At 71.0% G+C, this 10,076-nt stretch carries 6 protein-coding genes; 5 read left to right on the forward strand and 1 reads right to left on the reverse strand.

What is annotated here, in order from left to right; translation table 11 throughout:
- Positions 1–156: 156 nt before the first annotated feature.
- The 4 genes from ABZS37_RS01090 to ABZS37_RS01105 are packed head-to-tail and all read left to right on the forward strand — an operon-like array spanning position 157 to position 8,960.
- A complete protein-coding gene (locus ABZS37_RS01090; RefSeq protein WP_355164754.1) occupies positions 157–933 on the forward strand; it encodes a hypothetical protein in 777 nt (258 codons plus the stop codon).
- Positions 923–3,613: a right-handed parallel beta-helix repeat-containing protein gene (locus ABZS37_RS01095; protein WP_355164755.1), complete on the forward strand. Its 2,691-nt coding sequence runs from the start codon at positions 923–925 to the stop codon at positions 3,611–3,613. Before ABZS37_RS01090 ends, ABZS37_RS01095 begins: the two co-directional genes overlap by 11 nt.
- 8 nt (positions 3,614–3,621) lie before the next feature.
- The gene (gene eccCb, locus ABZS37_RS01100) at positions 3,622–7,608 is read left to right on the forward strand and encodes a type VII secretion protein EccCb (protein ID WP_355164756.1); all 3,987 of its coding nucleotides are present in this window, start codon (positions 3,622–3,624) and stop codon (positions 7,606–7,608) included.
- 11 nt (positions 7,609–7,619) lie between these two features.
- Positions 7,620–8,960 carry an EsaB/YukD family protein gene (locus tag ABZS37_RS01105; protein WP_355164757.1) on the forward strand — a complete coding sequence of 447 codons (1,341 nt, stop codon included), beginning with the start codon at positions 7,620–7,622 and terminating at the stop codon, positions 8,958–8,960.
- A gap of 5 nt (positions 8,961–8,965) precedes the next feature.
- On the opposite strand, the gene ABZS37_RS01110 is transcribed toward ABZS37_RS01105, so the two are convergent.
- Positions 8,966–9,589, reverse strand: a complete 624-nt coding sequence (locus ABZS37_RS01110) for a response regulator transcription factor (RefSeq protein WP_355164758.1) — start codon at positions 9,587–9,589, stop codon at positions 8,966–8,968.
- Between the two features lie 177 nt (positions 9,590–9,766).
- On the opposite strand from ABZS37_RS01110, the gene ABZS37_RS01115 reads away from it, so the two are divergent.
- The coding region (locus ABZS37_RS01115; protein ID WP_355164759.1) for a hypothetical protein at positions 9,767–10,076 on the forward strand (310 nt) is incomplete at its 3' end.

Genomic DNA, 10,076 nt, shown 5'->3' on the forward strand with positions numbered 1-10,076 from the left:
CCGATGTTGTAAACGCGCGCAACTCTATGGTGCTTGACCCTGCCACGCCCGGGTGGACCAGGCACCTGTCCCCTGTTCGCGGGGCTTGGCCGCGTCCCCACAGCGCGCGCGATGATCCGGGGCAGCTACACACCGGCGAGCCGAGCGCGGAGCAGCATGACTGGGGCAACGAGAACCGAATATCCGACCGGGCCGGACGTCGAGCACCGGGCGTCCGAGGAGCTCAGCCAGCGCAGCCAGTTCGTCCGGGCCTTCGTCGAACACGCGGCCGCGCGCCCGGCGAGTGAGCGGATGACCGTGCGGCTGCCGACGCTGATCACCGTGACCGCGCTGGTAGCGGTGGGCGCCGTCGTCGTCGGAGTCTTCTGGAACCTGCTCAAGCCGATGAGCCCCGCCCAGAAGGCGGCTTTCAAGGGCAAGGCACCGGCCAGCTCCGCCCCGCCGCCGGTCACGGGCTTCACCGCGGTCGCCGGCTGGGACTGCGAGGCGCGTGCCGACCGCGGTTTCGACGCCCAGGGCCGCACGGGGGAGTGGCGGACGATCGGCACCGGCGGCTGGAAGCAGGACGGCTGCCGCGGCACGTCCGCGACGCTGCCCCTGCCCACCGCGGAGCAGACCGGAGCGCAGACGTCGACATGGTCGTTCAGCACCGGCGAGGGCATCACCTCCTGCCAGGTCAGCGTCTATGTGCCGGCGGTGCCCGGAACCACACTCGCCGACCGCGTCAAGTACACGATCACCACCGGCACCTCCGGCACGGCGTACGCCAACTTCACCATCGACCAGCACAAGGCCGCCGGCACCTGGGCGGGCGCCGGGACCTTCCCGGTACACCGCAACCAGATCGCCGTGCGGCTCGACGCGAAGGAGGCCTCCGGAGCCAAGCAGGCGCGGATCGTCCTGGCCCAGACGCGGGTGAACTGTGCGTCCTGAGGTGGCCGCGGCCAAGATCGAACGGGTCTCCACCCGGGCGTGGAGCCGGCACCGCACGATCGGTGCGGCCGTGCGCGCCGCCAAGCCGGGCACGGTCGTGGCGGTGGCGGCCGGCACCTACCGCGAGTGCCTCGTGCTGGACGGCACGGTCACCGTCATGGCGGAGAACGATGACGGTCTGGTCGAGCTGGTCGCGGCCGAAGGGCCCGCCCTGCTGGTACGCGCCGGCACGGTCACCGCGCGCGGCCTGACGATCCGCGGCGATGTCACCGTCACCTCCGGGCACCTGAACCTGGAGGACAGCCGGGTCGGCGCCGGGTCGGTGCAGCTCACCGGCCGTGCCACGGCCCGGTTGACCGGTTGCTCGGTGGACGGCGCCGAGGACGTCGCGGTGGGCGTGGCCGACGGGGCCAGACTCGATGCCGAACGGCTGCGGGTGACCGGAGCCGCGGTGTCCGCGACCGGGTCGGCCGTGCTCACCCTCACCGACGCCGTGCTCACCGACACCCCGGGGGTCGCGGTCCGCCTCGCCGGGACCGCCTCGGCCGTGCTCACCGGTTGCGACATCGGCGGAGCCGCCGACGCCGGCGTCGAGGTCCGCGACGCCAGCGTGCTGCGCCTGTCCGGCAGCCAGGTGCACGACGTCGGCGGCGACGGCGTCCGCGTGCTCGGCAACCTGCCCGGCGACCGCGCCTGGTGGGAGGCCGTGCGGCCCGGCCGCGCCGACAACCACGAGATCCCCGAGCCGCCGGAGGGCACCGGCGTCGTCGTACGTAACTGCGAGATCAGCCGCACCGGCGGGGCCGGGCTCGTCACCGGCGGCACCTCCGGCACGCTGCTGGTGGACACCACAGTCAGCCGGGCCGGCACCGCCGGGGTGCTGGCCGCCCAGCACAGCCAGCTGGGTGTACGCAATTCCACAGTGACCGACAGCGTGCAGACCGGGCTCGCCCTGCGCGACGACGCCGAGGTTCGCTGGACCGGCGGCGCGCTGAAAACCGCTGCCGCCAACGGCGTCTTCGCGGTCGGCGCCAGCCGGCTGTTGATGCGCGACAGCGCCGTGACCACCTGCGGATTCACCGCGGTGCACCTGACCGGCACGGCGGCGGTCACCCTGCTCGGCGTCACCGTCGAGGGCACCTCCGAGCTGGGCATGCGCGCCTCCGGTGCGGCAATCCTGCATGTGCGCGGCGGCCGGGTCGAGCGGGCCGCGCTGGGCGGCATCCAGATCGACGACACCGCCGACGCCCAGCTGCGGGGGCTGACCGTGGCCGGGTGCCACACCGGCGTGCGGATCGACACCCCGCACCGGCCGCTGCTGCAGGACTGCGTCATCCGCGACATCGCCCAGACCGGAGTGGAGGTCGCGGCCGGTGCCGCGCCGACGATCACGCGGACCGTCGTACGCGGCTGCGGCGCCGCCGGCATCTTCATCGATATCGACGCCGAGCCGATGCTCGACGACTGCGAGGTCACCGAGATCGGTGGCAGCGGGGTAGCCGTCTGGACCGGCGCGCGCCCGTCGATGCGGCGACTGACGGTCACCGACACGAAGAAGAACGGCATCTACTTCGGAACGGGCGCCCACGGCAGCATCACCGACTCGACGTTCTCCCGGACCGGGTATCCCGCCGTCTACATCGGCGACGACGCCGACCCGGCGTTCCACCGGTGTGCCGTACACGAAGCCGATGAGGACGTCAGCCAGGGCGACGGGGCGTCGGCGACCTTCACCGAATGTCACAGCTCGGGGGTCGGCGCGGCGCGCTGGCCCTCGGTCGCCGTGCCGGCGACGGTCGGTGCCCCGGCGACGGTCGCCACCTCGGCGGCCGGCATCGCCCTCCAGTCCGACACCGTCGAGCTGCAGCCGCTCCTCGACCAACTCGACGAGCTGATCGGGCTAACCCGCGTCAAGCAGGACGTCGGGACGATGGTCAAGCTGATGCACCTGGTGAAACGGCGCCGCGAGGCCGGCCTGGCACCCCCGCCGATGTCCCGGCACCTGGTGTTCGCCGGCAACCCCGGCACCGGCAAGACGACCGTCGCCCGGCTCTACGGTCAACTGCTCGCCGCGCTGGGCATGCTCAGCAGCGGCCACCTCGTCGAAGTCGACCGCGGCATGCTCGTCGGCGAGTACGTCGGGCACACCGCACCCAAGACCCAGGCCGCGTTCGAGCGCGCGCTCGGCGGGGTGCTGTTCATCGACGAGGCGTACGCGCTGGTGCCCGAGGGACAGGGCGACGACTTCGGCCGCGAGGCGATCTCCACGCTGGTAAAGCTCATGGAGGACCACCGCGAGGAGGTCGTCGTCATCGTGGCCGGCTACCCCGACCTGATGCGCCACTTCATTGCTGCCAACCCGGGCCTGTCGTCCCGGTTCTCGCGCACCCTGACCTTCGACGACTACTCCGAGGTCGACATGGTCCGGATCGTCGCTAAACAGGCCAAGGACCACGACTACCGGCTCTCCGACGGCGCCCGGGACCGAGTGGCCGAGTTCTTCGCCACTGTCGACCGCGGCGAAGGCTTCGGCAACGGCCGGTACGCGCGCAAGGTCTTCCAGGCGATGACCGAGCAGCACGCCGGGCGCATCAGCACCCTTGACAGCCCCACGGACGAACAGCTCAGCACGCTGGAAGCCGCCGACCTGACCGACGTCGACTTCGACGTCCGAGGCTGAGGAGCCTGATGAGCCGCCTGGCCTTCCACCGGCCCGCCCGGATGCTGTTGCCACAGCTGCCGGAGCAGACTGTGACCCTGCCCAGCCCGCCCGAACCACCCCAGGACAACCAGGCGAACTCCGCGTGGACGCTGGTTCTGCCGCTGCTGAGCAGCGTCGGCATGGCCGCGTACATGATCACGTTTGGCAAACCCGCGCTGATCATCATCGGTGTGCTGTTCTTCCTGACCTCAGCCGGCGCCGTCATCGCGATGCGGATGCAGCAGCGCAGCAACAACGGCCGCACCGCCCGCAAGCAGCGCATCCGCTACCGCAGACACCTCGCGCTGGCCCGCGACCAGGCCCGCGAGGTCGCCCAGGCCCAGCGGACTGTCGCGACGCTCGCCGACCCCGACCCGCGGCGGCTCTGGTCGATCAGCATCAACCGGCACCGCGTGTGGGAACGACGCCAGGAAGACGCCGACTTCCTGCGGGTCCGGATCGGGCACGGTACGGTACGGCTGGCCACCCCGATCGAGCTCGACCCCAAGATGGACCCGCTGGGCGATTACGACTGGGACTCCATGCAGGCGGCACACCGGCTGATCGACCGGATGGGCTACCTCGACAACCAGCCGATGACCATCGACGTCGGCAACGCCGGAGTCATCAGCGTCCTCGGCGAGCCGGCCCGCACCGATCTGCTGACCCGGGCCCTGCTGTGCCAGATCGCGGTCCTGCACGCCCCCGACGACGTCAACCTGGTGGTCGAGACCGGCGGCGCCGACCACTGGGAATGGGCCAAGTGGTTGCCGCACACCTTCGAGCCGGACGCCCGCAGTGACAGTGGATCGGTGTCGCTGGTCGCCGAGGACCCCGACGTCCTGACCGCCTTCCTGCAGGCCGAACTCATCCGGCGCACCGAACTCCAGACCACCCGACGCAATGGGTTCAGTGGCGATCGCCCCGCCACCAAGCAGCGGCGGTTGGTAGTGCTCTTCACCGGATTCGCGCCGTTCTCCGAATGGGGTCGCTCCGACCTGATGGCCGCCCTGCTCGCCGGGGCAGGGCCCCAGCTCGGCCTCACTCTGATCTTCTGCGGCGACCGGGAGCTGGACGAACCCAGCCGGGTCGACCTGCGGATCCGCTTCGACGACGCCGGGAATGTGGTCACCGAAGGACGCCGCGAACTGGTCGTCACCCCGGCGTTGCGCTGCCGCCCCGACGACGTGTCGCCGTTGCTGGCCGAGCTCATCGCGCGCAACCTCGCACCGCTGCGGCTCAGCGACGAACGCGACCAGGTACTCACCCGCACCCGCTCGCTCAGCGAGATGATCCTCGGCACGGACCCCGGTCGCGGCGACGTCACCAGCCGATGGGTCACCGCCGGCGACCCGCGGATGCTGCGCGCACCGATCGGGGTGGACGGCGACGGCCAGACCGTCGTGCTTGACATCAAGGAATCCGCGCAGGGCGGCTCCGGGCCGCACGGCCTGATCGTCGGCGCCACCGGATCCGGCAAGAGCGAACTGCTACGTACGATGGTCACCGGCCTCGCGCTGACCCACTCGCCGGAGCTTCTCAGCTTCGTCCTCATCGACTTCAAGGGCGGTGCGGCGTTCGCGCCGCTGCAAGGCCTGCCCCACGTCTCCGGGTTGATCACCAACCTCGCCGACGACGCCGCCATGATCGACCGGGTGCTCGCCGCCCTCATGGGCGAACAGCAGCGCCGTCAGCGGATCCTGCGTGACGCCGGCAACTTCGACACCGTCCGCGAATACCAGATGCGCCGCGCGGCCGGCGCCGAGGCAGCCGACGGCACCCCGCTCGAACCGCTGCCCACGCTGCTCATCGTGGTCGACGAGTTCGGCGAGCTGCTCTCCGGGCGCCCCGAGTTCGCCGAGCTGTTCGTCCAGATCGGCCGGGTCGGCCGCAGCCTCGGCATGCACCTGCTCATGGCCACCCAACGGCTCGAGGAGGGCAAGCTGCGCGGACTGGACTCGCACCTGTCCTACCGGATCTGCCTGCGCACCTTCAGCGCCGCCGAGAGCCGAACGGTCATCGGCACCACCGACGCATACAAACTCCCCCCGATCCCCGGGTCGGCGTACCTGAAAGTGGACGAGTCGATCTACCAGCGGTTCCGCGTCGCTCACGTCTCCGCCCCCTACGTCAGCGCGGAGGAACGGTTCAGCGCCGGCCGCGGCGACGGCGCGCTGCTGCCGTTCGACCTGCGCACCTACACCTCGATCGCGCAGGAGACCGACGAGCCGGAACTCAGCGCCCGGCCCGGCCCGACCGAGCTGAAGATCGTGGTGGACCGGCTGACCTCGGTCACCAGCCCTGCGCACCAGGTGTGGCTGCCGCCGCTGCCCGCTGCGCTCGCCCTCGACCACCTGATCGGCCGGCCCTCCGTCCAGGAGGAACGCGGCTACTCCGCGCACGTCTGGCCGCTGTCCGGGCGCCTCGCCGTGCCGATCGGCCTGCTCGACCTGCCAATCAGACAGGACCAGGAAACGCTGGTTATGGACTTCGGCGGCGCTCACGGGCACCTCGCCGCCGTCGGCGCGCCACGGACCGGGCGCAGCTCGCTCCTGCGCACGATCATGCTCGCCGGAATGCTCACCCACACCCCCGAGGAGATGCGGTTCTACTGCATCGACTTCGGCGGCGGGACACTTCACCCGTACGCGGCGGCACCGCACGTCGGCACGGTCGCCGGTCGCGCCGAACCCGAACTGGTCAGCCGCACCTTCGCCGAGATGCGCGCACTGATCGTCGAACGGGAACGCACCATGCGCGCCAAGGGCATCGAGACCTTTGCTGACCTCGACGCCCCGCACGTCTTCCTGATGATCGACAACTGGGGTGCGCTGCGCACCGAGTTCGAGGGCGCCGAGGCCGCGGTCAACGAGATCGCCGCGCGCGGCCTGGGCGCCGGAGTGCACCTGGTGCTCACCTCCGGACGCTGGAACGACATCCGGCCCGCCCTGCGCGACAGCATCGGCACCCGCATGGAGCTGCGCCTCAACGACCCCAGTGAATCCGACGTCAACCGCCGCATCGCTGCCCGGGTGCCCTCCGGGGTACCGGGCCGCGGCATCAGCGCACCGGGCATCTTCTTCCAGCTCGTGCTGCCCCGCCTCGACGGCGTCGACTCCGCGGACGGGCTGCGCGAAGCCCAGGAGGACGTCATCGCCCGGATCGCCGAGCACTGGACCGGTCCTGCGGCACCCCCAATCCGGCTGCTCCCACAGCGCATCACCGTCACCGAACTGCCCGCCCTGGCCGCCGCCACCCCCGCGACCGTGCCGATCGGCGTCGCCGAGAACGACCTGCGCACCGTCGGGCTCGACCTCACCGCCGGCGAGCCGCACTTCCTCATCTACGGCGACGCCGGGTCCGGCAAGAGCACCTTCTTGCGTACGTGGCTGACCGGGCTCACCGAACGCATTTCCCCGTACGACATGCGGGTGGTCCTCTTCGACTACCGCCACTCGCTCATGGACGCCGTGGGACCCGACCACCTCGGCGCGTACGCCGGTGACGCCGAGAGCGCACAGGTCTACGTCCAGAACGTCGTCGACAAACTCAAGGAACGGATCCCGCCGCCCGGCATCACCCCCGCCCAGCTCAAAGCCCGCGACTGGTGGGAAGGAACGGAAATCTACGTCGTCGTCGACGACTACGACCTGCTCTCCGGCGGCCCGCAGGCGGTGCTCACCCCGCTCATACCGTTCGTCCCGCAGGCCCGCGAGGTAGGCCTGCACCTCGTCCTCGCCCGCCGGGTCGCCGGCATGGTCCGCTCCGGCATGTCCGACCAGCTCGCCAGCCGCATCCGCGACATGGGTTGCGGCGGCATCGTGCTCTCCGGCGACCCCCGCGAAGGCGTCATCCTCGGCGACGAACGGGCCGCCCAGCGCCCGCCCGGCCGTGGTGTCCTGGTGCGGCGCGGTCACCCCAACCAGCTCATCCAGACCGCCGTTCCCGTGCCAGCGCTCGAACCCGTCAACTGAAAGGCCGTCGCATGGCGAACGAACACACCCGTGTCACAGTGGTGGGCACCTATCGCAGCGTCGACATCGCCCTGCCGTCGCTCAGCCCGCTGGGGGAATACACCCCACGCCTCGCCGAGATCTGCGGCCAGGACGGCTCCGACCAGCTACCACCCGTCTGGTCACTGGCCCGCGCCGACACCGGGCCGTTCGCCCTCGACACCGCACTGCTGCAGGCCGGCGTCGTCGATGGCGAGGTGCTCTACCTGTACGACCTCGCGGGGGGCCCGATCGACGTCCCCTACGTCAAAGACATCGACGAGGCCGTCGCCGAGGAAACCGAACAGCTACGCCGCGACACCGTCCACCCCGGGCCCGTCGTGCTCGCCCTCGGCCTCGCCCTGCTGATCGCAGCGGTCGTCCTGCTCTCGCTGCGGTATCGCACCGACACCGGCGCGGCCGTGGGGCTCACGGTCGTCGGCATGGCTTTGCTCGGCACCGCTTGGGGGTTGCGCCAACGCCAGACCGCGGTGCCGGTCGGCCTCGTGCTGACCGTCGCGCTCACCGCCGTACCCTGCCTCGCCGGCGCCGGTCTGCTCATCGCCCGCGGCCTCGGCGGCAGCGGCTGGGCCTGGGGCGGCGCCGCCATCGGCGCCAACACCGCGATGCTCATGGCGATCGCGATGCTGCCCGAAACGATCTTCGTCGCGGCCGAGGTCTCTCTGCTCGTGGGGTGTCTGACCGTCGCACTCACCGCCGGCCTGGAAGCCGACGGTGTCGAATCCGCGGCGATCGCCGCCACGGTCGCCACCGGAATGCTGGCCCTCGGCCGCCGCCTCGCCGCCCTCATCACGGCCTGGATGCCCGTGCGGCCCATCCCCGAGCTCGTGCACACCTCGGCCCGGATCCTGCCCGTCGTGCTGGCCGGTCCGGCCCTCACCCTCGCCGTGGCCTTGCCCGTGCTGGCCCTCTCCGGACGCCGGTTCGCCGTGATCCTCGCAGTCTTCATCTGCATCGCCGTCGCCGCCCGGGCACGCGGAGCGGCGTTCACCACCGAGCTATACCTGCTCGGCGGGGCGGCAACCATCGGCGTCTTCGGGCTGCTGGCCGCGGCAGCGCGCGCGTTCACCACCTCCGGCGGTGCGGCAGCGTTCATCCTGCTCGGGGCGGGACTGCTCGTCGTCGCGGCCGGAGTCGCGATGAGCGTGTTCATCCCGCCGGCCAAGCCACACGGACCCGGCCCCAAACCGCCGATCCGCCGCAGCCGCGCCGAAGCGCTCGGCGTCCTCGCGGCGATCGTCATCGCGCCGCTGACCATGGGCGTCTTCGGCGTCTTCAGCCACCTGATGATGGTGGGACGCACGATCTTCTAGCGCCTCTAACTCTTCACGGACGTCAAGTGGCCGAGCTCGATCGCGCGGCGGGTCAGCTCGGCCTTGTTGTTGGCGTTCAGCTTCGCGCGGATCCGCTTCGCGTACGTGTTGACCGTCGCCTGGGAAAGGCCCATCCGCGTGGCGATCTGCGAGTGCGTGAAGCCGGACGCGATCCACCGCAACGTTTCCACCTCGCGCGGTGCGAGCCCGCCCTGCTCGTCAGCTGGAGAACCCGGCAATTCGGCCGGGAACCGGTCCGCCAGCCGCGGGCACAGGTAGAAGCCACCCTGCGCGGTCACCCGCATGGCCTCCCGCACCGCCTCCTGCTCCGCGAGTCGGCTCACGCAGCCGCGCGCCCCCGCCCGGACCGCCGCCATCAGCCCCGGGCGGCCCGTCCAGTCGGCGCTGACGAGCAGATGCCCGAACGGCGCGGCCCCGCGGACCAGCCCCAGCGTCGACGCATCCGGCTCCGCCGCATCCAGAACCACCAGGTCGTACGTCGCATCGGCCGGCAGATCCGTCAGCGCAGCGACCGCCGCAACCACCCGCAGATCCGGATCGTCGCCGGCCAGCTTTTCCAGGCCGGCTCGCCAGATCGGCTGATCCGCCACGACAGCGACTTCGAACATTGCTACCTCCCAGGCCAGGTCCCGCCTTAGAACGGTTGGAAGCCCGCGCCGGTTCGAGGACGTCGCAAAGTTCCTCCCAAAACATCCTCCGACGTCCCCGAACAAGTGTCTTGCCGCCTGCTCGGTCGTCGCTCATAGTCTCGAAGCGCATCCCCGCCGCGAGTCGAGGAGATCGACGTGCCCACCGAGACCAGCGCCGACGGCACCGTCGTCGACTACGACAGCAACGGTCGCCCCGTGCGTCAGCAACTCCCCGACGGAACCGTCTTCGACGGCTTCACCGCCGAGGGCAAACCCACCCACGTGACCCTCCCGGGAAACCAGGACGTCTCCATCACCTACGGCGGTGATGGGTCGAGTACGTGGTCGTATGCCGACGGCACCACGGTCTCCCGAGACTCGTCGGGCGCGTTGACGCACCAGATCACGTCTGATGGGGCGTCGTTCGATCGGTTCACGGCTGATGGCAGGCCGACGCATGGCAGTG

This window comes from Micromonospora sp. NPDC005413 (assembly GCF_040606435.1).
Classification (GTDB): domain Bacteria; phylum Actinomycetota; class Actinomycetes; order Mycobacteriales; family Micromonosporaceae; genus Micromonospora.